Genomic DNA, 23,044 nt, shown 5'->3' with positions numbered 1-23,044 from the left:
GGCGCTCGACGGGTGACTGTCGGACCCCACCCGCATGATGGTCGGCGTGACCGCACTCGAGGGCTTCTCCCCTGCCACCCGCCAGTGGTTCGAGGGGGCCTTCGCCGCGCCCACGGCGGCCCAGGAGGGCGCCTGGTCCGCGGCGCAGGCCGGGCGCAACGCGCTCGTCGTCGCGCCGACCGGGTCCGGCAAGACCCTCGCCGCGTTCCTGTGGGCGTTGGACCGGCTCGCCGCCACCCCGCCGCCCGCCGAGCCGAAGCACCGCTGCCGGGTCCTCTACGTCTCACCGCTCAAGGCCCTCGCCGTCGACGTGCAGCGCAACCTGCGCTCGCCGCTGACCGGCATCCGCCAGGCCGCGCAGCGGCTCGACGAGCCGGTCCCCGACATCACCGTCGGGATGCGCACCGGCGACACCCCGGCCGACGAGCGGCGCCAGTTCCAGCGCACCCCGCCGGACGTGCTGGTGACCACCCCGGAGTCGCTGTTCCTGCTGCTCACCTCGGCCGCGCGGGAGTCGCTGCGCGGGGTGACGACCGTGATCCTCGACGAGGTGCACGCCGTCGCCGGGACGAAGCGGGGGGCGCACCTGGCGGTGTCGCTGGAGCGCCTCGAGGAGATCACCGAGGCCACCCCGCAGCGGATCGGGCTCTCGGCGACCGTGCGCCCGGTGGACGAGGTCTCGACGTTCCTGTCCGGCACCCGCCCGGTCGAGGTCGTGCAGCCCGCGATCCCCAAGACGATCCGGGTCGAGGTGCAGGTCCCGGTGCCCGACCTGGCCGCGCTCGACGAGCGGCCCGCCCCGGGCAGCACCGACGAGGAGGTCGTCGGGTCCGCCGCGGGCACGGCGCGCAAGCCCTCGATCTGGCCCGCCGTCGAGGAGCGGCTGCTCGGCCTGGTGCGCGAGCACCGTTCGACGATCGTGTTCTCCAACTCGCGCCGGCTCGCCGAGCGGCTGACCTCCCGGCTCAACGAGCTCGCCGCGGAGCAGGAGGCCGCCGCCCTGGAGGAGGCCGCGGACCTCGACGCCGACGCCCCGGGTGCGTTCCCGGCCGAGGCGGTCGGGCAGTCCGGGGTGGGCGGCGGGGCCGCGCCGACGGTGGCCAAGGCCCACCACGGCTCGATGTCGCGCGACCAGCGGACCCTGGTCGAGGAGGAGCTGAAGTCCGGCGTGCTGCCGTGCGTCGTCGCGACCTCCAGCCTGGAGCTGGGCATCGACATGGGCGCCGTCGACCTGGTCGTGCAGGTCGAGGCGCCGCCGTCGGTCGCGTCCGGGCTGCAGCGGGTCGGGCGTGCCGGGCACCAGGTGGGCGCGGTGTCCGAGGGCGTGGTGTTCCCGAAGTACCGCGGGGACCTCGTGTCCTGCGCCGTCGTCGCCGAACGGATGACGACCGGGTCGATCGAGTCCACGCGCTACCCCCGCAACCCGCTCGACGTGCTGGCCCAGCAGATCGTCGCGATGGTCGCGATGGAGTCGTGGCAGCTGTCCGACCTCGCCGCGACGATCCGCCGGGCGGCCCCGTTCGCGGCGCTGCCGGACTCCGCGCTGCACTCGGTGCTGGACATGCTGGCCGGGCGCTACCCGTCCGAGGAGTTCGGCGAGCTGCGCGCCCGCATCACCTGGGACCGGGTCACCGACGAGCTGCGCGGCCGCCCGGGCGCGCAGCGCCTGGCCGTCACCTCCGGCGGCACCATCCCCGACCGCGGCCTGTTCACCGTGATGACCCCGGGCGGCGCGGACGGCGCCGGCTCGCGGGTCGGTGAGCTCGACGAGGAGATGGTCTACGAGTCCCGCGTCGGGGACACGTTCCTGCTGGGGACCTCGTCGTGGCGGGTCGAGGACATCACCCACGACCGCGTGATCGTCACCCCGGCGCCGGGGGTGCCCGCCCGGATGCCGTTCTGGAAGGGCGAGTCGATCGGGCGGCCGCTGGAGCTGGGCCGGGCCGTCGGCGCGTTCGTGCGCGAGATGTCCGGGCTGGCCGACGCCGACGCCCGCGAGCGCGCCACCGCGGCCGGGCTCGACGAGTGGGCCTGCGACAACCTGCTGTCCTACCTGCGCGAGCAGCGCGAGGCGACCCGGCACGTGCCGAGCGACCGCACGATCCTGGTCGAGCGGTTCCGCGACGAGCTGGGCGACTGGCGCCTCGTCGTGCACTCGCCGTTCGGGGCGCAGGTCAACGGGCCGTGGGCGCTGGCGATCGCGGCCCGGATGCGGGAGCGCCGCGGGGTCGAGGTGAGCGCGTCGGGCGCCGACGACGGGATCGTGCTGCGCCTGCCGGACGCGGTCGACGACAACGGCACCGAGGTCGTCCCGAGCGCCGAGGACGTGCTGCTGGAGCCGGGCGAGATCGAGCAGATCGTCGTCGCGGAGCTGGGGAACTCGGCGCTGTACGCGTCGCGGTTCCGGGAGTGCGCCGCGCGGGCGCTGCTGCTGCCCCGCCGCGACCCGCGCCGCCGCAGCCCGCTGTGGCAGCAGCGTCAGAAGTCGGCGCAGCTGCTGAGCGTGGCGGGCAAGTTCGAGCAGTTCCCGATCACCCTGGAGGCGATGCGGGAGTGCGTGCAGGACGTCTACGACCTGCCCGGGCTCCGCGAGCTGATGGGCGACGTCGCCTCGCGGAAGGTGAAGGTCGCCGAGGTCGAGTCGTCGCAGCCGTCGCCGTTCGCGCGCAGCCTGCTGTTCGGCTACGTCGGGATGTTCCTCTACGAGGCCGACGCGCCGCTGGCCGAGCGCCGCGCGGCCGCGCTGTCGCTGGACTCGACCCTGCTGGCGGAGCTGCTCGGCTCCGAGGCGATCCGGGAGCTGCTCGACCCGGAGATGCTGGCCGAGATCGAGGGCCAGCTGCAGCGCACCGACCCGGACCGGCACGCCCGTGACATGGAGGGCGCCGCGGACCTGCTCCGCTTCGTCGGTGACCTGTCCGAGGCCGACGGGCGGGCCCGCGGCGTCGACCCGGCCTGGCTGGCGCAGCTGGAGCGCGACCGCCGGGCGCTGCGGGTGCGGATCGCCGGCGAGGAACGGTTCATCGCGATCGAGGACGCCGGCCGCATCCGGGACGCGCTGGGCACGGCGCTGCCGGTCGGGGTGCCGGAGGCGTTCACCGAGCCGGTGCCCGACCCGCTCGGGGATCTCGTGCTGCGCTGGGCGCGCACGCACGGGCCGTTCACCGCCGCCGAGCTCGCCCGCCGCTTCGGGCTCGGCGTGGCCGTGGTCGCCGGGGTGCTGGAGCGGCTGACCGGCACCGGTCGGCTGATGAAGGGCGAGCTGCGCCCGCAGGCGTCGGTGCCCGCCGGTTCCGGCGGCGAGCTGGAGTACTGCGACGCCGAGGTGCTGCGCCGGCTACGGCGCGCGTCGCTGGCGAAGCTGCGGCACGAGGTCGAGCCCGTCGAGCAGCGCGCCCTCGGGCGGTTCCTGCCGCAGTGGCAGGGCGTCCAGGTGCGGTCGGGCTCCGAGCGGCGCGGCCGGGTGCGCCGCGCACCGGGTGCCGAGGACGTGCTCGGTGTGGTCGAGCAGCTCGCCGGGGCGCCGCTGCCGGCGAGCGCGGTCGAGTCGCTGGTGCTGCCGGCCCGGCTGCCGGGCTACACCCCCGCGCTGCTCGACGAGCTGACCGCCGCCGGTGAGGTGACCTGGGTCGGGTGCGGAGCGCTGTCCGGGCAGGACGGCTGGCTGGCGCTGGCCCCCGCCGACGTGGCGGACCTGCTGCTGCCCGCCCCCGACCTGGACACCGCGGGCACCCCGCTGCACACCGCGGTGCTGGCCGCGCTCGGGCTGACCGACCCGGCCGCGCTGACCGATCCGGAGGCCGCACCGGACTCCGGGGGCGGTGCGCTGTTCTTCCGCGAGCTCGCGACCCGTGCCGGGGTGCTGCTGAAGGAGCAGGACGAACCGGCCCCCTCCGACGACGACGTCGTCGCCGCCGTCTGGGACCTGGTCTGGGCGGGTGCGCTCACCAACGACACGCTCGGCCCGCTGCGGGCCCGGCTGTCCGGGGGCGGTGGGCGGCGTGGCGCGTCCGGGCGTCAGGGCGGGGCGCACCGCACCGCGCGGCGGCCGGCCCGCGGGCGCTACGCGCAGCTGCGTGCGGGGCGGCCGTCGATGCCCAGCCGGACCGGGCCGCCGTCGGTCGGCGGGCGCTGGTCGGTGGCCGTGCCGCGCGAGCCCGACGCGACCCGTCGTGCGCACGCGGCCGCGGAGGCGTTCCTGGAGCGCCACGGCGTGCTGACCCGGGGCGCGCTGGGCACCGAGCGGGTCACCGGCGGGTTCGCCGCGGTCTACAAGGTGCTCCGGGCGATGGAGGAGTCCGGCCGGTGCCGGCGCGGCTACATCGTCGAGGGGCTGGGCGCGGCGCAGTTCGCGGTGCCGGGCGCGATCGACCGGGTCCGGGCCCTCGCCGGGACCGACGGCGGCCCGTCCCCCGCCCAGCCGACCGGTCCGCGCCGCCTCGGTGCCGGGCCGGGCGCGGTCGTCGCCGATCCCACCGACCGCGCCGGGTCCGCCGACCCGACCGTGGACGGCGAGCCCCTGCCCGACGACCTCTCCGGCGACGTGGCCGGGTTCCCGGGGGGCGACGACCCGTACGCGGGGGTGCCCGACGACCTGCGCGGCGGCCTGGGCGGGCTCGGCGGCGCGGGCCGCCACGGCGAGTTCGACGGCGGCGCCGGTCGCCGCCCGCAGGCGCCGCGTGAGGCGTGGCGCGAGCTGTCCCGGGTGGTGCTCGCCGCCACCGACCCCGCCCAGCCCTACGGCGCGGCCCTGCCCTGGCCGGACACGACCGGCGAGACCCGGCACCGCCCCGGTCGCAAGGCCGGCGCCCTGGTCACCCTGGTCGACGGGGCGCCCGCGCTCTACGTCGAGCGCGGCGGGAAGTCGCTGCTGTCGTTCACCGAGGACCGCGACGAGCTGCGCGCCGGGGCCGAGTCGCTCGCCGGGGCGGTGCACGAGGGCTGGCTCGGGTCGCTCGCCGTGGAGCGGGCCGACGGGCAGGACTCGCTGGTCTCGGCGCTGTCCGAGGTGCTCACCGAGGCCGGGTTCCGGGTGACGCCGAAGGGGCTGCGGCTGCGGGCCTGACCGGCGACATCACGCACCGGGGTCAGTACCGACGGTTGGCCAGGACCGGGACCGCCCGGCGGGCCGCGGTCACCGCGTCGAGGTCGAGGTCCACGACCAGGGTCCCCGGCGCGGCGTCGAGCGCCGCGACGAGCGAGCCGGTCGGACCGGCGACCGCGCTCATCCCGATCCCGGTCGGGGCGCCACCGGGGACCGGACGTCCCGCCGCCTCCGGGTCCGCCTGGTCGCAGGCCGCCACGAAGGCCGTCGTGTCGAGGGCCCTGGCGCGCACCAGCAGCTCCCACTGCTCACGCTTGCCCGGCCCCGCGCCCCAGGACGCGGGCACGACGACGACCTGCGCCCCGGCGTCGCCGAGGGTCTGGAACAGGCCCGCGAACCGCAGGTCGTAGCAGGTCGCGAGGCCGACCCTCACACCGTCGACGGTGACCGTGACCGGCTGGTCCCCCGGGGCGACCGTGTCGGACTCGGCGAACCCGAACGCGTCGAACAGGTGGATCTTGTCGTAGTGCTCCTCCACACCGGGCCCGGTGACGAGCAGGGTGTTGCGGACGCGGCCGTCGTCGGCGGGGGTGAACATCCCGGCGACCACGATGACGCCCGCGGCGGCGGCGAGCTCGCGGACCCGGGACGCCCAGGGGCCGTCGAGGGGCTCGGCGACCGGGCCGAGCGGCACCCCGAAGCGGCACTGGGTGGCCTCGGGGAACACGACCAGCCGCGCGCCCCGGGCGGCCGCGTCGGCGACGCCGTCGGCGACCAGGGCGAGGTTCTCCGCCGGGTCGGTGGTGGCGGCGATCTGGACGAGGGCGATCCGCATGCGTTCTCCTGGGGTGGTTCGGTGTATACGTGTCGTATGCCGACGTCACGGGAGTCCGGTCGCGAGCGCGCGTTGCACTACCTGCGCGAGACCGTCCTGGTCGATCCGCAGGTGCAGGGCACGTTCCTCAACGAGAACGAGCTCGCCGGCCGGATCGGGGTGTCGCGCACGCCCGTCCGTGAGGCGTTGCTGCTGCTCGTGGCCGACGGCCTGGTCGAGATGTTGCCCGGTCGCGGCGCCTACGTGCCACCGTTGACCGGCCGGCAGATCTCCGAGCTGATGGAGCTGCGCGGGGTCCTGGAGCAGCACGCCGCGCGCGCGGCGATGGACGCCTGCGGCGTCCCGTTCGAGGCGATGAACGCGGCCCTGGACCGGCAGCGCGAGCTCGCCGGCGCCGGCGGGGACCCGGCCGAGTTCATCGAGCTCGACATGGTCTTCCACCAGGCGCTCGTCGACGCCACCGGGAACGCGCTGCTCTCGCGGACCTACGCCGGGCTGCGGGTGCGCCAGCGCCGGGTCGGCGTGACCGCGCTGTTCCGGACCGAGGACCGGCGGCAGGCGGTCTGCACCGAGCACGGCCGGATCGTCGAGGCGCTGGCCGGCGACGATCCCGACGCGGCGGCGAAGGCGATCGACGAGCACCTGCAGCTGACCCTGCGCGTGCTGCTCAGGGCGTGAGGGCGAGGTAGGCCTCGTCCTCCTCGTGGTCCGGGTCGCGGCCGATGAGCAGCCCGACGACGGTCAGCGCGCAGGCGACTGCCAGGTAGGTCGCGACCGGCACCCAGTTGCCCGACCCGCCGGACAGCGCGGTGAACGCCAGCGGCGCGACCGCGCCGCCGACGACGCCGGCGATCGTGTAGGCCAGCGAGCTGCCGGTGTAGCGCAGCCGTGGTGAGAACTGTTCGGTGACGAACGCGGCCTGCGGGCCGTACATGAACGAGTGCAGCGCGAGCCCGACGACGATGCCGACGACGAGCAGCGCGAACGAGCCGCCCGAGATCATCGGGAAGAAGACGAACGGCCACACCGCTCCCCCGACCGCGGCGACGCCGTAGACGAGGCGCCGGTTGAACCGGTCGGTGAGCGCGCCGGCCAGCGGGATCGAGGGCAGCTGCAGCGCCGAGCCGATCAGGATCGCGCCGAGCACCTCCGACCGGGAGAACCCGAGCTGGGTGGTGGCGAAGGTCAGCACGAAGACGGTGAACAGGGCGTAGCTGACGTCCGGCCCGATCCGGCTGAGGATCCCGGCGAGCAGCGGGCGGCGCTCGGCGGTGAACACCTCACGCACCGGCGCCGACGGCCGGTCGCCGGACTCGGCGATCGCGCGGAAGACCGGGGTGTCCTCCAGCTTGAGCCGGATCCACAGCCCGAACGCCACCAGCACCGCCGACAGCAGGAACGCCAGCCGCCAGCCCCAGTCCAGGAACTGCTGGTCGGTCAGCAGCAGGGTGAGCAGGGCCAGGACGCCGTTGGACAGCAGGTTGCCCGCGGGCGGGCCGACCTGGGCCGCCGAGGCCCAGAACCCGCGCCGGCGCGGCTCGCCGAACTCGCTGGAGAGCAGGACCGCGCCGCCCCACTCCCCGCCGACGCCGACGCCCTGGGCGAAGCGCAGCAGCACCAGCAGGACCGGGGCGGCGACGCCGATCGTGCCGTAGGTCGGCAGCAGACCGATGAGGAACGTCGCGACGCCGATCAGCACGAGCGTGATGACCAGGACCTGCTTGCGGCCGATGACGTCGCCGAGCCTGCCGAACACGACACCGCCGAGCGGGCGCGAGACGTAGCCGACGGCGTAGGTCGAGAACGCGAGCAGCAGACCGGTGACCGGGTCCGCGGCCGGGAAGAACAGCACCGGGAACACCAGTGCGGCCGCCGCGGAGTAGACGGCGAAGTCGTACCACTCGAGCGAGGTGCCGGTGAGGCTCGCGACGAACGCCTTGCGCAGGTCACGGCGGTCGACCGGTGGTGACGAGGAGGCGGACGGCGAGGTCATCGCGGGCTCCCGGGGTCGGAGGTGGTCGGTGGGACGGGGCTCATACTTGCTGTATACACAGTGTGTGCGCAACCCTCGTGCACATCGGTTACGCGACGTACACATCTGACGGAGGTCCCCCGTGACGCTCGAACTGGCCCTGCCCGACGGCAGCACCCGCTCGGTGGAGGTCCACCGGGTCTTCAACGCCGGGTACGCCGGACGTGCCCAGGAGGAGGTCGCCGCGCACGTCGCCGAGCTGGCCGAGCTGGGCGTGCCGGCCCCGGACACGGTGCCGGCGCTGTACCCGGTCTCGCCGTACCTGGCGTCGCAGACCGACCGGGTCCCCGCCCAGCACGACCGGACCTCCGGCGAGGCGGAGTGGGCGCTGGTCGTCGGCGACGACGTCACCGACCCGCTGCTGACCGTCGCCTGCGACCACACCGACCGCGCTCTGGAGGTGCACGGTGTCGCGTGGAGCAAGAACGCGGGTCTCGACGTCCTGGGCCGGAAGGCCTGGCGGCTGTCGGAGGTCGCCGACCGGCTCGACGACATCACCCTGCGCGCGTGGGTCCGTCACGGCGGCGACCACGACGGCACCGAGGAGCTCGTGCAGGACGCGACGCTGGCCGCCCTGCTCCCGCCCGGGTACTGGGTCGACCTGCTGCGCGAGCGCGGCTGGCTGGTGCCCGGCACCGTCCTGCTGTCGGGGACCGTCGCGATGAGGTCGGGTGTCGACCAGTTCGCCGACGCCTGGCGGGTGGAGCTGCACGACCCGGCCAGCGGCGACACGATCGGCCTGGCCTACGAGGTCGACCGGCTCCCGGAGCCGATCGGCTGACGGCCGCCCCGGGCGGAGGGCCGGTCAGCAGGCCCGGTGGACGTATCCGGGATCGCCCGCGGGGACCAGCAGCCGGTCGCGGACGACCGTCGTCCGCGGACGCCGGCCCGGGTCCCCGCAGGCGGCGGGATCGGCGTCCGGGCCGTCGACGTACTCGACGTCGAGGACACGGTCCCCGTAGGCGGCGGTGAAGGCGCCGCACTCGTCGAACGCGACGCACTCCTCGGCGACGGCGAAGTCGTAGCCGCGCGCGGGCAGCCGGTCGAGCAGGTCGGTGGCGTTCTTCTGCCCGACGGCGAGGCCCCGCGCGTGGACGACCCCGGCGAGGTCGACCGCGAGGGCCTCGGCGTCGTCGGCGGTGAACGCCCCGCCGGACCGGGTCCACGAGTCCAGGTTGTCGAGCTCCACGGCGTCGAACCCGGCGGCGGCGCAGCGGTCGACGACACGGGTGACGACCTCGGCGACGCCCGCACGACGCTGCGGGGTGGAGATGTCGAGCAGCAGCTCGTCGGGCCACCCGGGTCGGCGACGGGCTCGCGGTCGCCGCCGCGCAGGACGAGGTCTGGGTGCTCGCGCAGCCACCGCTCCCGGTCCTGCGGCTGGGTCTGGAAGGCGTTGACGTAGCAGACCGACCAGGTACCGGGGGCAGGATCCGCGGTGCTGTCGCGCACGACGATCCCGGTGCCCGGCGGGGGCGGGTAGGCGCCGCCGAGCTGGTAGTCCGCACCCGCCCCGGCCGGGAACGCGCGGCGGAGGCCGGTCGCACCCGCCGGCGCGGACGTGTCCACGGCACCGGGGTCCGGTGCCCCGGGGGTGGGGACGGTCGCGCACCCGGCGAGCAGCACCGCCGCGACGGCGAGCGCCCCGCACAGCGCGAGCCGCCGGCACAGCGCGAACGGCAGGCACAGCGCGAGCGCCCGGCCGTGCCCGTCCACGCCGCCCGTCACCGCGCCCTCCCCCTGCCGCGAGCCCCACCGGCCCGCCGCGATCTCCGGTACCGCCGCACCCCACCGGGCGGGCACCGGTCCGCCCGTCCCTGCGCCACGTGTCGATCCTCCGGGCGGCACCGGTCCGCCGTCCGGAGGGCCACGGTGCCGATCCTCCCCCGCGCGCACCTGGCGCCGACCGTGACGCCCGCCGCACCGGGGGGCCCGGCCGCCGCCCGTACCGGGTGGCACCATCGCCGTCATGATCCGTCGCTCCCCCGGCACCCCGTCCCGCGACCGGCGTCTCGCTCTCGGGCTCGCGGGGCTGCTCGGCACCGCCGCCGTCCTGCACGTGGTGCGGCCCGAGCCGTTCGACTCGATCGTGCCGCGCAGCCTGCCCGGGGAGCCCCGGTTCTGGACCTACGCCTCCGGGGCGGCCGAGGGCGCCGTCGCCGCGGCGGTCGCGCACCCGCGGACCCGGCGCGCGGGCGGCTGGGCCGCGGCAGCGCTGTTCGCGGCGGTGTTCCCGGCGAACGTGTCGATGGCGCTGCACTGGAACCGCAAGGACCCGCTGTACCGGGCGATCGGCTGGGGACGGCTGCCGCTGCAGGTCCCGCTGGTGCTGTGGGCACTGCGGATCGCCCGCAGCGCCCCGCGCGACTGACCGGAGGGTGGACCGCCGGTAGACCGAAGTCGATCGTCCACCGCCCGATGCCCGCTGCGCCGGACGGACCAGCCGGGGTCTGATGGCGCCGGGCCCGGGACCGCCGATGCCCGTCGTCGCTCGGGGGGACACATGACGTCGTCGACCACGGTCCGGGACTCCGACGCCGCACCCGCGACCGTTCCGCCGCTCGCGCGGCTGCCCGTCGGGATCGTCGCCGGAGTGGTGGCCGTCGTGCACCTCGTCATGGGGGCGCTGGGGCGCGGGTACTGGTTCGACGAGGCGCTGATGCTGGCGATCGGACGGAACCACCTCGACTGGGGGTCGGCCGACCAGCCCCCGGTCGCACCGGCGCTGGCCGGGCTCGCCGACGTCCTCGCGCCCGGGGTGAACGGGGTGCTGCGGATCGTGCCGTCGCTGGCGACGGCGGGCGCGGTCGTCGTCGCCGCGCTGATCGCCCGTGAGCTGGGTGGCGACCGCCGCGCCCAGGTCCTCACCGCGCTCGCCCAGGCCACCGGGCTGTGGGTGACGCTGTTCGGGCACTTCCTGACGCCGTACTCGCTGGAGCCGCTGCAGTGGGCGCTGCTGCTGTGGCTGCTGGTGCGCTGGACCCGGGTCCGCGACGACCGGCTGCTCCTCGCCGTCGGCCCGCTGCTCGGCCTGGCCGCGCTGACGAAGTTCCAGGTCATCCTGCTGGGCGCGGTGCTGGTCCTCGCGATCGGCGTGGCCGGGCCGCGGGCGATGCTGCGGCGGCCCGCGTTCTGGTGGGCCGCGCTGGTCGGTGCGCTCATCGCGGCGCCGACGCTCGTGTGGCAGGCCGTGCACGGCTGGCCGCAGCTGCGCATGACCTCGGTCGTCGCGCAGGAGTCGGTCCTGTTCGGCGGGCCGGGCCCCAACGCGGTGGCGATGCTGATGCTGGCCGGGCTGCTCGGCACCGTGCTCGTCGTGGTCGGGGTGGTCGCGGCGTTCACGACACCGCGGCTGCGGCCGTACCGCTTCGTCGCGGTGACCTTCCTCGTGCTGTTGATCGTGTTCGCGGTGACCGTGGGGCGTGCCTACTACCTGTGCGGTCTGCACGGCGCCGTCGCCGCGCTCGGGGCGGTGTGGTTCCAGGAGCGGCGCGGGACCGGGCGACGGCGGTGGTCCTGGGTGGCGTGGCCGGCGGGGGTGCTGTCGGTCGCCCTCGCCGCGGCGATGCTGTCCGCGAGCGCCGGGGCGGCCGACCCCGCCGTGCCGGAGCGGATCGTCGGCGAGGTCGCCCGCGTCCGCGACGGGCTGCCCCCGGACCAGCGGGACCGCGCCGTCGTGATGGGCGGCTCGTACATCTACGCCGCCTACGTCGACACCGCCGACCCCGCGCTCGGCCTGCCGCCCGGGTACAGCGGCAACCGCAGCTACGGCTACTTCGACCCGCCCCCGGACGACCACGACGTCGTGATCTTCATCGGCAGGGACCCCGGCCTGCTCGCCCCCACCGGGGTGGTGCTGCGACCGGTCACCGACCTCGGCGACGGCAACCGCATCTGGCTGGGCGAGGGCATGACGCACCCGTGGTCGCAGGTGTGGCCGCAGCTGCGGACGCTCGTCGTCGACTGAGCCGTCGGCCGGGCCCGGGCCGGTCCGGGCCCGCCCGGGTAGCGTCGCGGTCGTGCCCGAGGGAGACACCGTGTACCTGGCCGGCAAGCGGCTGCACACCGCGCTGTCCGGGCACGAGCTGCTGCGCGGCGAGCTGCGCCACCCGCGCCTGGCCGAGCACGACCTGGCCGGGCTGACCGTGACCGGCGTCGTCTCCGTCGGCAAGCACCTGTTCACTCGGTTCGACGACGGCCGCAGCCTGCACAGCCACTTCCGGATGGACGGCTCCTGGCACCTGTACCGGCCCGGGATGCGGTGGCGCCGGGTCGCGCACGAGGCGCGCGCGGTGCTGGAGACCGCCGACCGGGTCGCCGTGGGGTTCGCCCTGCACGACCTGGAGCTGCTCCCCACCGACGACGAGCACACCCTCGTCGGGCATCTCGGGCCCGACCTGCTCGACCCGGACTGGGGCCCCGGCCACGACGCCGAGGCGCTGCGCCGGATGACCGCCCGCGCCGACCACCCCCTCGGGCTGGTGCTGCTCGAACAGCGGGTCATGGCCGGTCTCGGCAACCTCTACCGCAACGACATCTGCTTCCTGCTCGGGCTCACGCCCTGGGTGCCGGTCCGCGACGTGCCCGACCTGCCCGGGGTCATCGACCTGTCGCGGCGGCTGCTGTCGTCGAACAAGGACCGCCCGGAGCAGACGACGACCGGCTCGCTCGCCGCCGGCGAGGCGCACTGGGTGTTCGAGCGGCCCGGACGCCCGTGCCGCCGCTGCGGGACCCGCATCCGGACCGCCGACCAGGGCGACGACCACCGGGCCCGGGTCACCTACTGGTGCCCGCGCTGCCAGACGGGGCCGTCCCCGCGCCCGGTGCGCCGGGCCACCGGTCCGCGCCGCGGTGCCCCCGGGCGACCGCCACCCGGCGCCGCCCGCACCCGCTGACCCCTGCTGCGACGGGCGCCACCGGCGGCCTGGCCCGGACACACGTCCGCCGCGGTCCCGGGGCGGGACCGCGGCGGACGGTGCGGAACGGGCGAGCGGCTCAGGCGGTGCCGGGCTGCTGCTGGTTCTGGGTGTTCTGCTGCTGCTGGGCCGGTGCCGGCGAGGACGGCAGCTGCTGCTGCGGCTCCCCCTGGCCCACCTGCGGGGCCTGCTGGCCCCCGGCGATCGGCGCCCCCGACATCGACGCCCGGATCTGCTCCAGCCGCGACATGCCGGCCATGTCGGTGGTCGACTGCTGGACCTCCAGCATGCGGCCCTGCACCGAGTTCTGGGCCAGCTCCGCGGACCCGAGCGCGGTGGCGTACCGCTTCTCGATCTTGTCGCGGACCTCGTCGAGCGAGGGCGCGTTGCGCGGCGCGGACAGCTCGCTCATCTGCTGCAGCGACTTGGCGGCCTGCTCCTGCATCTTGGCCTGCTCGAGCTGGCTGAGCAGCTTGGTGCGCTCGGCGATCTTCTGCTGCAGCATCATCGAGTTCCGCTCGACGGCCTGCTTGGCCTGTGCGGCGGCACCGATCGACTGGTCGTGCAGCGTCTTGAGGTCCTCGACGCCCTGCTCCGCGGTCACCAGCTGGGTCGCGAAGGTCTGCGCCGACTGCTCGTACTGCTGGGCCTTCTGCTCGTCACCCTGGGAGCGGGCCTGGTCGGCCAGCACGAGTGCCTGCCGCGCCGACGACTGCAGCTTCTCGATCTCACCCAGCTGCCGGTTCAGCTTCATCTCCAGCTGACGCTGGTTGCCGATCACCGCGGCCGCCTGCTGCGACAGCTGCTGGTGCTGGCGCTGGGCGTCCTCGATGGCCTGCTGGATCTGCACCTTCGGGTCGGCGTGCTCGTCGACCTTCGACGAGAACAGGGCCGACAGATAGCTGAAGAACTTGGTGAATCCGTTGGCCATCTCTGCGCGTCCTCCGCCTGCGTTCGCTCGCGACCGTGCCCGCCACCACGGCGGGCGTGCGGACCCCGGACCGACCCCGCGTTCCCCCCGTGGTCGGCACCGGACCTCCGGCCCTGTCCATCCTGGCATCGCTGCCGGTCTGTCCGCACCCTACCGCGCAGGAGCGGTCGGCCGGGGCGGGCCGTGCGATCAGGCGGCCGAGGCCACCGGCCCGCCCGAGGACGCCGGCGCGGCGACCACGGAACCCGGCCGCCCGGCCAGCCGCAGCTCGGCGTGCCGCTGCCCGATCGGGACGAGCACGTCGTCGCGACGGCCCGCGGCCGCGGCGGACGTCGCCGTCGCCATCTCGGCGGCGACGGTCGTCAGCAGGTCCGGCACGGAGACCCCGAGCGCCTCGCAGATCGCCGCGAGCAGCTCGCTGGAGGGCTCCTTGCGCCCGCGCTCGACCTCGGAGAGGTACCCGAGGCTCACCCGCGCGGCCCGCGAGATGTCGCGCAGCGTGCGCCGGCGCGCCGTGCGCACCTCACGCAGCCCACTGCCGATCGCTTCCCGCAGCAGCATGTGCCCTCCTCGACTGCTCCCCGGACACCCGGTGATGTCTCACCGTACCGACTTCCCCGGTTCCCACGCGCCGTGACGCTGTCCGCCCACGGCGAACACCTCAACGCCGCGCGGGCCCCGGATCGTCCCCGCAGGTCAGGCGGGCCGGGGACGGACGGCCTTGCGGACGTAGTCGGCGCCGGTCACCACGGTGAGCACCAGCGCGACGGCCATCACCGCCCACTGGAGGACGAGCACGGCGGTCGCGGCGGCGGTGCCGGGGCCCAGCAGCTCCGGCAGCGGCAGCAGGAACAGCCCGATCGCGACGGTCTGGGCGACGGTCTTGGCCTTGCCGCCGCGGCTGGCCGGGATGACCCCGCGACGGCGGATCACGACGAAGCGCAGCGCGGTGATGCCGAGCTCGCGGACGACGATCACGATCGTCACCCACCAGGGCAGCACCCCGAGGATCGACAGCCCGATCAGGGCGGCGCCCATCAGGGCCTTGTCCGCGATCGGGTCGACCAGCGCACCGAACCAGGTGACGAGCCCGCGGCTGCGGGCCAGCTGGCCGTCGAGCCGGTCGGTGGCCGCCGCGATCACGAACACGGCGAACGCGACCAGCCGCCACACCACGTCCTCGCCGCCGCCGACGAACAGCGCGACGACGAACACCGGGACGAGCAGCAGCCGCAGGACGGTCAGCGCGTTCGCGATGTTCAGCAGCGGCGGGTCACCGACTCCGGCGGTGCCCCCGGCCGGGTGCGAGCTCATCCGGCTGCGGAGGCCGCCGGGACGGCCGCGGCCGGCACACGCGGGTCGAGCAGCTCGCACGCCTCCACCAGCAGGTCGACGCCCTCGGTGTCCACGACGCGGCAGCGGACCAGGTCACCGGGACGCAGCGAGTCCGGCTCCGGGCCGTCCTGCGCCGCGGCGACGACGATGGACTCGCCGTCGGCGTCGGGGCCCTGGTGGGCGGCGCGGCCGGTGCAGTCGTCCTCGTCGCTCTCCGCGGACTCGACGAGCACGACGACCTCGGTGCCGATGCGTTCCTCGGCGCGCTGTTCCATCAGCTCGTCGACCAGCGCGGAGATCCGCGCGACGCGGGCCTGCACCTCGGCCGGGTCGACGTGGCCGTCGTAGCCCTCGGCCTCGGTGCCGTCCTCGTCGGAGTAGCCGAACACGCCGACGGCGTCGAGCCGGGCGCCGGTGAGGAACGCCTCCAGCTCGGCGAGGTCCTCCTCGGTCTCGCCGGGGAACCCGACGATGACGTTGGAGCGGATCCCGGCCTCCGGGGCGAGCGCGCGGATGCGCTCGCAGAGGTCGAGGAAGTCGGTGCGCGACCCGAAGCGGCGCATCCGGCGCAGCACCCGCGCCGACGCGTGCTGGAACGACAGGTCGAAGTAGGGCGCGACGCCCGGCGTGGTCGCGATGACCCGGAGCAGGTCGGGCCGCAGCTCGGCCGGCTGCAGGTAGGCGACCCGGATCCGCTCGACCCCGTCGATCCCGGCGAGCTGCGGGAGCAGGTCGACCAGGGCGCGGGTGCCGCCGGGGAGGTCCTTGCCGTAGCTGGTGGAGTTCTCGCTGACCAGGACGAGCTCGCGGACGTCCTGCCGGGCGAGCCAGGCGGCCTCGCCGAGCACGTCGGCCGGCGGGCGGGACACGAAGCTGCCGCGGAAGCTCGGGATGGCGCAGAACGCGCAGCGGCGGTCGCAGCCCGACGCGAGCTTCAGCGACGCGACCGGTCCGCCGGACAGGCGGGTGCGCGCGATGTCGGGCACCCAGTCGTGGCCGGGGACCGAGACGTCCGCCGTCGCGGCCGGGCGCTCGACCGGGGAGATCGGCAGGAGCTTGCGGCGGTCGGTGGGGACGTGCGGGGCCGGGGCGTGCCCGCCCAGGACGTCGCCGAGGCGCTCGGCGAGCTCGGGGTAGGCGTCGAAGCCGAGCACCGCGTCGGCCTCGGGCAGGTCGGCGGCCAGCTCGGCGCCGTAGCGCTCGGCGAGACAGCCCACGGCGACGACCTTCGCCCCCGCCGGGCGGGCCACGTCCGAGGCGGCCAGCACGGTGTCGATCGAGTCCTTCTTCGCCTGCTCGACGAATCCGCAGGTGTTGACGACGATGACGTCGGGGCTGCCGTCCTCGGCGTCGACCAGCTCCCAGCCGGACCCGGCCAGGCGGCCCGCGAGCTCCTCGGAGTCGACCTCGTTGCGCGCGCAGCCCAGCGTCAGCAGGGCGGCGCGCCGGGGTGCGTTCTCGGGGGAAGCCACGGGTACCAGGGTAGACGCCGGGTCCGACGGCCCCGGTCTAGGCTCTCCTGCCGTGCCCGAGCCCGTCCCCGCCCCGGTTCCCGACGTGATCGTCCGCCGTGCCCGCACCCGCGACGTCCGCCGGATCCGCGAGCTCGTCGACGAGTACGCGGGCACCGTGCTGCTGGCCAAGGAGACCGTGACCCTCTACGAGGCGGTCCCGGAGTTCCTCGTCGCCGAGGTCGACGGCACGGTCGTCGGCTGCGGCGCCCTGCACGTGCTCTGGGAGGACCTGGGCGAGATCCGCACGGTCGCGGTGTCGCCGTCGGTGCTGGGCCGCGGGGTCGGGCACCGGATCGTCGCCGCCCTGATCGACGGCGCGCGCGAGCTCGGGCTGGAGCGGCTGTTCGTGCTCACGTTCGAGAAGCAGTTCTTCGCCCGGCACGGCTTCGCCGAGATCGACGGGACGCCGGTGTCGGCCGAGGTGTTCGCGGCGATGCTGCGCAGCTACGACGCCGGCGTCGCCGAGTTCCTCGACCTCGCCCACGTGAAGCCGAACACCCTGGGCAACGTGCGGATGCTGCTCACCCTCTGACCTCAGCCGGTGGCGGCCTTCACCGCCGCGACCACGGCCCACACCAGCGCGGCGACGATCGCGACGACCAGTGCCACCAGCAGCAGCACCGGCGCCAGCGCCACGACGACGCCGATCAGCACCTTGGCCGCGGTCCCGAGCGCGGCGAACCCGCCCTTGATCGCGCCCCACACCGGGTTGTCGCCGCGGGCGAGGGCCTTGCCCGCGCCGAGCGCGGCGCCGAGACCGGGCCCGCCGTCGGCCGCCATCCGCTCCAGCGAGTCGGCGAGGCGGTCGACCTGGTCGCAGGCGAGCGCGGCGAGCCGGTCGACGAGTGCGGCCAGGAGCCGCTCCCCGGCGTCGCGCAGCTGCGTCATCGGGTCGGGCGGCGCCGGCGGGGTCGCCGGGCCCGGCTCCCGGGCCTGCGGGACCGCGGGGGCCTCCTGCGTCGCGGTGCTCATCGGGTCCTCGCGGGTACGGCCATGACGATCGGTCCTCTCGGTTCCGGGTGTGTGTCGGTTTCCGCCCGCCCGGGCGGGGGAACGCTGCGGTTCATCCCGACGAGCGGAGGGGGCGCGCCGATGCGGCCACCGGACCGGGCGACGCTGGACCTGCTGCTCCTCGGCGCGGTCCACGACGCCCCCGGCGACGGGGCCGCGGTCCGCGACGCCGTGCTCGACCGCTCCGGCGGCGCGCTGGCCCTGTCGGCGGGCCTGGTGTACCGGGCGCTGCACCGGCTCGAACGGAACCGGCTGGTGCGACGCCCGGCCGGCAGCCGCGGGTACCGGCTGACCCCGGGCGGGGAGCGGGTGCTGCGGTCGCGGACCCGCGAGTTCGAGGCGCACGTGCGGGCGGTGCGCGCGGTGCTGCCCGGCGGGGGTGTCACGAGCGGTGCCGGGGCAGCAGCGGACCGAGCGGGCCGAGCTCGAGGTTCAGGTCCGCCGCGGTCAGACCGAACTCCGCGGTGAGCTCGTCCATCGCCTCCTCGAGGTGCATGAGGGCGGTGCCGAGGTCCTCGACCTCGTCGTCGGTGAGGTCGCCCTGCTCGACGCGGCGCAGCGCCTGGCGCTCCATGAGCTGACGCAGCAGCTCGACGATCGTCAGCACCAGCTTCATGAGGTCGCGGCGGACGGCGTCGCGGTCGATGTCGATCCGGCCGCCGGGGCGCGGGTCAGGCGTCATCGGGCGGCTCCTCCCCCGCCTGCCGCCCGGCCGGGGCGATCGACACGATCAGCGCACGCAGCGAGATGCGGATCAGGTCAACCCCGGCCAGCGAGACCGTGACGTCCCCGGCCAGCACGACCCCGCCGGCGAGCAGCCGGTCCAGCAGGTCGACCAGGGCGACCTCGCGGTGGGCGAGGCCGGTCTCCCCCGTGCTCACCGCTCCTCCCCGACGAACGAGTACGGCACCCACGGCCCGGTGACCTCGACGGTGAGCCCGGCGCCGTCCGCGGCCCCCGTCACGGCGGCGCGCCAGGTGTCGCGGTCGGCGTCGTCGACCAGGTAGGCGCCGTTGAGGACCATCGGCTCGGTGCGTCCGGTCAGCGCGGGGGCGTGCAGCCGGTGCCGCCGCGTCGTCACCGCGGCCCGCGCCGCCGCCTCGTGCAGCCGCTGCGCCGCGGCGTGGGCGGCGGCGTCGTCGCCCGCGACGCGGTCGAGCTCCCGGCGACGGCGGCGCAGGTACTCGGCCCCCGACGACGCCCGACCGGCGTCGCGGCGCTCCGGCTGCGTCGTGGCGTAGGCCTTCACGCCCCACTCGGTGCGGCCCCGGAGCCGGTCCAGGACCTCGGCGAACGCGGTGTGCCGTTCGGTCAGCACGGCACGGACCCGCTCGTCGTCGCGGTAGACCGTCGCGAGGGCGAGCGGCGCGACGACCGTGCGCGCACCGAGCGCGTCGACGACGGCGTGGTGCTCCCGCGCGGTGGTCGCCAGCCAGGTCAGGTCCTCCAGCCGGGCGGTCAGGGCGTCCTCGCCGAAGTCGGACTCGGGGACGGTGCCGGTGGCGGCCCAGAGCGCGTCGCCGCCGGTCACCGCGTGCACCGGGCGGCCGCCGATGCCGGTGAGCCCGGCCAGGTCGGGCGGGGCCGCGTCGCCCACGGCGTAGACGTAGGTCAGGTCCACGGCTCAGTCCCTCCCGCGTGCCGGACGACGGGTGGTGGTTCCGCGTCGCCGCCGGGGTGCGGCGGGGCGGGTGCGACGCGGTGGGGCGTCGGGTCCGTCCCCGTCCCGTTCCTCGTCGGGCCGGTCCCCGGGACCGGCCGCGTCGGGTCCGTCGTCGGGTGCGTCCTCGCCGGGTTCGTCGTCATCGGCCTCGTCGGTCTCGGCGTCGGTCTCGGCGTCGGTCTCCTCGTGGGTCTCGGCGTCGTCGACGGCCCGGTCGATCGACCTCTCGACGGCGGCGTCGTCGGCCCGGGCCGATGCCCCGTCCGGACCGTCAGGGGCGTCGTCGGACGACGCGGACCGCTCGTCGGCGGGGAGCAGGCGTTCGAGGCGTTCCACCCGGTCACGCAGCCGCGCGTTCTCCTCCTCCAGCTCGTCGCGGCCGCCCGACAGCGTCGGGTCGCGCTCCCACCAGTCGATGCCCATCTCCTTGGCGCGGTCCACCGAGGCCACGACCAGCCGGATCTTGATGGTCAGCAGCTCGATGTCGAGCAGGTTCACCTGGATGTCGCCGGCGATGACGATGCCCTTGTCCAGGACGCGCTCGAGGATGTCGGCCAGGTCGGTGCCCGACTGCTGGGGTGCTCGCTCGGTGCGGCGCTGCGGCGCACCGGGGCTGCTCCAGTGGACGGCGTCGCTCATGGTCCTCCCTCAGTCGTCGTCGCCGCGGCCGCGCGGGTAGCGCCGGACCCGCTGGTACGACATCAGCTCGGCCTCGTCGTCGAGCTCGGCCTCGTAGACGGCGAGCACGTCGGAGGAGTCGGGGATGCGCTCGGTCTCGACGACCTCCACACCGACCAGCCAGCTGTCGTCCTGCTTGCGGACGAACGTGACCCCCTCCGGTGCGCGGCCGGTCATCTCCGCGATCTGTTCGACGGCGGCGCGGGCGGCCGCGCGGGCGCCGATGCGGCGCCGGGGTGGGTCGGGTCGCTCCTCCGGCTCCTCGTCCTCCGGCGCTGCGTCCTCCGGTGCGGTGTCCTCCGGTGCGGTGTCCTCCGGTGCGGTGTCCTCCGGTGCGGTGTCCACGGGTCCGGGGCGGTCCTCCTCGTCCTGCTCGTCGTCCTCGTGCCGGTCACGACCGGGGGCGGTACGGCCCTGCTCGTCGGGCGGGTCGGCGGCGGTCTCCGCCTCGGGGTCTTCGTCCTCCGGTTCCTCGTCGTCCGTGACCTCGTCGTCCGCGACCTCGTCCTCCGCGACCTCGTCCTCCGCGACCTCGTCCTCCGCGACCTCGTCCTCCGGTCCCTCGTCCTCCGGTCCCTCGTCCTCGGGGGTGTCGTCCTCGTAGTCGTCGTCCGGGGAGTCGTCCGCGTAGTCGTCGTCCTCGTCGAAGCCGTCGTCCTCGTCGTCGGCATCGAGCTCGTCCTCGATCCCCTCGGGCTCGGGTTCCTCCTCCTCGAACTCGGGCTCCTCGTCGTCGGGGTCGGACTCGGGCTCCTCGTAGTCGAACTCGGGCTCCTCGTAGTCGAACTCGGACTCCTCGTCGTCGGAGTCGGACTCGTCGTCGGCCTCGGTGTCGTCCAGGACCTCCTCGTCCTGGTCTCCCACCGGCCCCCGGTCCGGCTCGTCGCGGCCGGCACGTCCCCGCCGCGGGCCTCCGCCCGCCGGGCGACGCCGCCGCTGCGGGGGCTGTTCCTCCGTGGTGTCACGGCGACGTCGCGGCGCCGCGGAGGCCCGGTCGTCGTCGCGGGGCCGGGTCCGGCGCGTGGGTCGCTCCCGGGGCGCACCGTCGTCCCCGGACCGGCGACGACGGACGGGCTCGTCCCCGGCGGAGCGACGCCGCACCGGCCGCTCGCCGGTGTCGCGACGCCGCTCGGACCGGTCGTCCCGTGCACCGCGTCCGCGCCGCTCCGACGACGCGTCGGCGGCCCGGTCGTCCGCGGTGCCGGAGCGGCGGCGCGACGACCCACCGTCGGGCGGACGTCGCCGAGGGGGCGGCTCGTCCTCCCGCGGGCGACGGCGCGGCGCCCCGTCCCTCTCGCGGCGACGCGACGCGTCGCCCCCGGCCGGACGTCGCCGACGGGGCGGTCCCTCCCCGTCCGCCGACCGACGGCGCGGCGCGGCGTCGTCGTCCCCGGAGCGACGGCGCGGCGGCGCGTCGTCCTCCCCGGACCGACGGCGCCGCGGAGCGTCCCCGGACCGGCGCCGCGGCGCGGCGTCGTCGTCCGCCGACCGGCGGCGGGGCGGGTCCTCCCCGTCCCGCGACCGGCGGCGGGGCGGATCCTCCCCGTCCCGCGACCGACGCGGCGGAGCCTTCCCCGCGCGTCGCCGCACCGGGGCCTCCGATCCGTCCCGCCGACCTGCCGGCTCCCCCGACCTGCGACGACGTGGTCGCTCGTCGGACGACCGGTCCTCCGGCTCAGCCACGGCCGTCCCCCGGTCGCCCCGTCAGCCGGGCCAGCAGGACCTCCTGACGCGCGTCGCGGTCGACCTCGGAGATCTCCCCCTGCTCGTAGGCCCGTTCCACCTCGTCGATCTGCCGGCGCACCGCGACCGGGTCGTAGAGCCGGGCGTGGGCCTGTTCCTGCAGCTGCTCCCCCACCCAGACGACGCCGCGCAGCGGTGCGAGCGGCAGCCCGAGCAGGCCGCGCAACAGCCCCATCAGCCCTCGGCCTCCGGTGGTTCGGGCAGGAAGTCGTACGGCGCGACCGGGCCGATCAGGCGCAGCCGCACCCGCTCGTCCCACTCGTCGCCGAGCGCGTCGACGGCCAGCTCGAAGTCGCCGACCCGGTCGCGGTGCACCAGCAGCGCCAGCTCGACGGCGCCGTCCTCGGCGGCGGGCTCCTTCACCGACGTCGCGACGGCGAACGGCCCCAGCCGCTCCACGGCGAAGTCCGCGTCGTCGGACCGGATGCGCTCGACGTGGCCCGCGATCGCCTCGCCGAGCCGGATGCGCTCGTAGTACGTGGCGTCCGGGTCCTTGCCGCGCACGGCCTCACCGAGCTGCTGGATCTCCCGGTCGGTCTCGACGATGCCCGCCACCAGGCGGTCCTGGTCGTAGCGGCCGGCCAACACGAACTGCCGGCAGCCGTCGAGCTGCTCCAACGCCCAGGTGAAGTACTCCTGGTGCGCGGCGAGGAGCTCGTCGACGACGGCGCGGTCGTCGTCGACGACGCCGCCGAACCGCATCGGCAGCACGGTCGTGCTCCCGGCCAGGGTGTTCACGGTGCGCTCGTGGGCCAGGAGGTCCTCGCGGCTGCCCAGCGGGGCGTCGCGCGGGACGTCGCTGACGACCGCGGCGAGCCGCCCGTGGTCGATCACCGCCACCTCCTCCCCGCCGCCGACGGGGGTCAGCCCCTCGGGCAGGTCGATGTCGGCGGCGACGACGGCGTAGACGTAGGTCGCACTGCTCACCCGCTCTTCTCCTTCCGCGAGCGACGCTCACCCCGGAGGTCGTCGAACTTCTCCTTGCCCGCCTCGATCACTCCTTTGGTGGCTCCTTTCGAGACCCCTTTCGAGCCGCCCTCCGAGATGCCGCTGACGACCTCGCCGAGGTCCTTGCCGCCCTTCTGGTGCAGGTCGAGGCGGTTGGTGGCCTCCGCGAACCGCAGGTAGGTGTCCACGCTGGCGACGACGATGCGGGCGTCGATCGTGACCAGCTCGATCCCGACCAGCGAGACCTTCACGAAGATGTCGATGACGAGGCCCTTGTCCAGGATCAGGTCGATGACCTGGGCGAGGTCGCCCTGCGGGGCGCGGTCGACCCGGCCGCCGCCCCCCTGTCGCTGGCTGACGGTCACGGTGTCCGTCCCTCCGTTCGCGGGTGCCG

General features: G+C 75.6%; 24 protein-coding genes. 8 read left to right on the top strand and 16 right to left on the bottom strand.

What is annotated here, in order from left to right; all coding sequences use genetic code 11:
• The first annotated feature begins 34 nt into the window (after window positions 1-34).
• Entirely contained in the window at window positions 35-5,065 is a 5,031-nt protein-coding gene (locus KPL57_RS41285; protein WP_226355851.1) for an ATP-dependent helicase, read from the top strand.
• Window positions 5,066-5,087: 22 nt separating this feature from the next.
• Here the strand turns inward: KPL57_RS41285 and KPL57_RS41280 are convergent, their stop codons facing one another.
• Window positions 5,088-5,879 carry a carbon-nitrogen hydrolase family protein gene (locus tag KPL57_RS41280; RefSeq protein WP_226355850.1) on the bottom strand — a complete coding sequence of 264 codons (792 nt, stop codon included), beginning with the start codon at window positions 5,877-5,879 and terminating at the stop codon, window positions 5,088-5,090.
• A gap of 36 nt (window positions 5,880-5,915) precedes the next feature.
• Here KPL57_RS41280 and KPL57_RS41275 point away from each other — a divergent pair, with 36 nt between their 5' ends.
• The gene (locus tag KPL57_RS41275) at window positions 5,916-6,557 is read left to right on the top strand and encodes a GntR family transcriptional regulator (RefSeq protein ID WP_226355849.1); all 642 of its coding nucleotides are present in this window, start codon (window positions 5,916-5,918) and stop codon (window positions 6,555-6,557) included.
• Here KPL57_RS41275 and KPL57_RS41270 read toward each other — a convergent pair.
• Complete coding sequence (locus KPL57_RS41270; RefSeq protein ID WP_178376774.1) at window positions 6,547-7,872, bottom strand: MFS transporter; 1,326 nt, start codon at window positions 7,870-7,872, stop codon at window positions 6,547-6,549. The two genes, KPL57_RS41275 and KPL57_RS41270, sit on opposite strands and share 11 nt — an antisense overlap.
• A 121-nt stretch (window positions 7,873-7,993) precedes the next feature.
• On the opposite strand from KPL57_RS41270, the gene KPL57_RS41265 reads away from it, so the two are divergent.
• Entirely contained in the window at window positions 7,994-8,692 is a 699-nt protein-coding gene (locus KPL57_RS41265) for a DUF2848 domain-containing protein (RefSeq protein WP_226355848.1), read from the top strand.
• A gap of 24 nt (window positions 8,693-8,716) precedes the next feature.
• On the opposite strand, the gene KPL57_RS41260 is transcribed toward KPL57_RS41265, so the two are convergent.
• A complete protein-coding gene (locus KPL57_RS41260) occupies window positions 8,717-9,274 on the bottom strand; it encodes an endo alpha-1,4 polygalactosaminidase (RefSeq protein WP_226355847.1) in 558 nt (185 codons plus the stop codon).
• A 606-nt stretch (window positions 9,275-9,880) separates the two neighbouring features.
• Between KPL57_RS41260 and KPL57_RS41255 the strand changes: the two genes are divergently transcribed.
• The 3 genes from KPL57_RS41255 (at window position 9,881) to KPL57_RS41245 (ending at window position 12,806) form a co-directional block, all read left to right on the top strand.
• Window positions 9,881-10,282, top strand: a complete 402-nt coding sequence (locus tag KPL57_RS41255; protein ID WP_226355846.1) for a MauE/DoxX family redox-associated membrane protein — start codon at window positions 9,881-9,883, stop codon at window positions 10,280-10,282.
• Between the two features lie 132 nt (window positions 10,283-10,414).
• Window positions 10,415-11,878 (top strand): glycosyltransferase family 39 protein, encoded by a 1,464-nt coding sequence (locus KPL57_RS41250; RefSeq protein ID WP_226355845.1) that lies wholly within the window; start codon window positions 10,415-10,417, stop codon window positions 11,876-11,878.
• Between the two features lie 52 nt (window positions 11,879-11,930).
• Entirely contained in the window at window positions 11,931-12,806 is an 876-nt protein-coding gene (locus KPL57_RS41245; RefSeq protein WP_226355844.1) for a DNA-formamidopyrimidine glycosylase family protein, read from the top strand.
• Window positions 12,807-12,906: 100 nt separating this feature from the next.
• On the opposite strand, the gene KPL57_RS41240 is transcribed toward KPL57_RS41245, so the two are convergent.
• The 4 genes from KPL57_RS41240 to rimO all read right to left on the bottom strand — a co-directional run bounded on the left by KPL57_RS41240 (window position 12,907) and on the right by rimO (window position 16,565).
• On the bottom strand, window positions 12,907-13,758 hold the full coding sequence (locus KPL57_RS41240; protein WP_226355843.1) for a PspA/IM30 family protein: 852 nt from the start codon (window positions 13,756-13,758) through the stop codon (window positions 12,907-12,909).
• 189 nt (window positions 13,759-13,947) lie between these two features.
• Window positions 13,948-14,319, bottom strand: coding sequence for a helix-turn-helix domain-containing protein (locus tag KPL57_RS41235; RefSeq protein ID WP_062401203.1), 372 nt, complete (start codon window positions 14,317-14,319; stop codon window positions 13,948-13,950).
• A gap of 135 nt (window positions 14,320-14,454) precedes the next feature.
• The gene (gene pgsA, locus KPL57_RS41230) at window positions 14,455-15,072 is read right to left on the bottom strand and encodes a CDP-diacylglycerol--glycerol-3-phosphate 3-phosphatidyltransferase (protein WP_226355842.1); all 618 of its coding nucleotides are present in this window, start codon (window positions 15,070-15,072) and stop codon (window positions 14,455-14,457) included.
• Entirely contained in the window at window positions 15,069-16,565 is a 1,497-nt protein-coding gene (gene rimO, locus KPL57_RS41225) for a 30S ribosomal protein S12 methylthiotransferase RimO (protein ID WP_226355841.1), read from the bottom strand. The genes pgsA and rimO overlap by 4 nt, the downstream gene beginning before the upstream one ends.
• Before the next feature lie 52 nt (window positions 16,566-16,617).
• On the opposite strand from rimO, the gene KPL57_RS41220 reads away from it, so the two are divergent.
• Window positions 16,618-17,139, top strand: coding sequence for an amino-acid N-acetyltransferase (locus KPL57_RS41220; RefSeq protein ID WP_100880044.1), 522 nt, complete (start codon window positions 16,618-16,620; stop codon window positions 17,137-17,139).
• A 2-nt stretch (window positions 17,140-17,141) separates the two neighbouring features.
• Here the strand turns inward: KPL57_RS41220 and KPL57_RS41215 are convergent, their stop codons facing one another.
• Window positions 17,142-17,579 (bottom strand): hypothetical protein, encoded by a 438-nt coding sequence (locus KPL57_RS41215; protein ID WP_226355840.1) that lies wholly within the window; start codon window positions 17,577-17,579, stop codon window positions 17,142-17,144.
• Between the two features lie 120 nt (window positions 17,580-17,699).
• On the opposite strand from KPL57_RS41215, the gene KPL57_RS41210 reads away from it, so the two are divergent.
• On the top strand, window positions 17,700-18,086 hold the full coding sequence (locus KPL57_RS41210) for a PadR family transcriptional regulator (RefSeq protein WP_226355839.1): 387 nt from the start codon (window positions 17,700-17,702) through the stop codon (window positions 18,084-18,086).
• On the opposite strand, the gene KPL57_RS41205 is transcribed toward KPL57_RS41210, so the two are convergent.
• The 8 genes from KPL57_RS41205 to gvpJ form a co-directional block, all read right to left on the bottom strand.
• A complete protein-coding gene (locus KPL57_RS41205) occupies window positions 18,001-18,300 on the bottom strand; it encodes a gas vesicle protein K (RefSeq protein ID WP_062401193.1) in 300 nt (99 codons plus the stop codon). The genes KPL57_RS41210 and KPL57_RS41205 overlap by 86 nt on opposite strands.
• Complete coding sequence (locus tag KPL57_RS41200; RefSeq protein ID WP_062401191.1) at window positions 18,290-18,499, bottom strand: gas vesicle protein; 210 nt, start codon at window positions 18,497-18,499, stop codon at window positions 18,290-18,292. Before KPL57_RS41200 ends, KPL57_RS41205 begins: the two co-directional genes overlap by 11 nt.
• Window positions 18,496-19,239: a GvpL/GvpF family gas vesicle protein gene (locus KPL57_RS41195; protein WP_226355838.1), complete on the bottom strand. Its 744-nt coding sequence runs from the start codon at window positions 19,237-19,239 to the stop codon at window positions 18,496-18,498. The genes KPL57_RS41200 and KPL57_RS41195 overlap by 4 nt, the downstream gene beginning before the upstream one ends.
• 3 nt (window positions 19,240-19,242) lie before the next feature.
• On the bottom strand, window positions 19,243-19,920 hold the full coding sequence (locus KPL57_RS72920) for a gas vesicle protein (RefSeq protein WP_374203838.1): 678 nt from the start codon (window positions 19,918-19,920) through the stop codon (window positions 19,243-19,245).
• 9 nt (window positions 19,921-19,929) lie between these two features.
• Window positions 19,930-20,823: a gas vesicle protein GvpO gene (gvpO, locus tag KPL57_RS67835; RefSeq protein ID WP_308253086.1), complete on the bottom strand. Its 894-nt coding sequence runs from the start codon at window positions 20,821-20,823 to the stop codon at window positions 19,930-19,932.
• 811 nt (window positions 20,824-21,634) lie between these two features.
• The gene (locus KPL57_RS41180; protein WP_226355837.1) at window positions 21,635-21,877 is read right to left on the bottom strand and encodes a gas vesicle protein GvpG; all 243 of its coding nucleotides are present in this window, start codon (window positions 21,875-21,877) and stop codon (window positions 21,635-21,637) included.
• Window positions 21,877-22,629: a GvpL/GvpF family gas vesicle protein gene (locus KPL57_RS41175; protein ID WP_226355836.1), complete on the bottom strand. Its 753-nt coding sequence runs from the start codon at window positions 22,627-22,629 to the stop codon at window positions 21,877-21,879. The genes KPL57_RS41180 and KPL57_RS41175 overlap by 1 nt, the downstream gene beginning before the upstream one ends.
• On the bottom strand, window positions 22,626-23,015 hold the full coding sequence (gvpJ, locus tag KPL57_RS41170; RefSeq protein ID WP_226355835.1) for a gas vesicle protein GvpJ: 390 nt from the start codon (window positions 23,013-23,015) through the stop codon (window positions 22,626-22,628). Before gvpJ ends, KPL57_RS41175 begins: the two co-directional genes overlap by 4 nt.
• Window positions 23,016-23,044: the final 29 nt, after the last annotated feature.

The organism is Pseudonocardia sp. ICBG601 (assembly GCF_020496245.1).
This window is presented reverse-complemented; position numbering and strand designations above follow the sequence as displayed.